This window comes from Agathobaculum sp. TL06, from assembly GCF_054658635.1.
In genome coordinates this window covers 1-273 of the sequence record NZ_BAAGGY010000087.1, presented here as the reverse complement: position 1 = coordinate 273, position 273 = coordinate 1, and the positions used below count along the sequence as shown (strand labels likewise).

At 56.8% G+C, this 273-nt stretch carries 1 protein-coding gene; it reads right to left on the bottom strand.

The features are described 5' to 3' along the window. On the bottom strand, positions 1 to 273 hold a 273-nt coding region (locus tag ACYQ3S_RS15745), incomplete at both ends, for an S-layer homology domain-containing protein (protein WP_459690313.1).

Here is a 273-nt window from a genome sequence, read left to right as displayed (position 1 = left end):
TGCTGATGTCGGTCATCTTCGAGGAGTTGTTCTCGTAAGCCGAATCATCAATGGTGTTGTTGCGGACAACGAAGATCATCTTCGCCATTTCCGCACGGGTAACGGTTGCATCCGGCTTGAAAGAGCCATCGGGGTTGCCCTCGATCACGCCCAGCGCCGTCAGCATGTTCACGGCGTCGGTGGCCTTAATGTCCGCCTCATCCGTGAACGCCGCACCGGCAAACATGGTGAACGCGCATGCGAACGCCAGCACCAGTGCGAGAACCTTTTTCT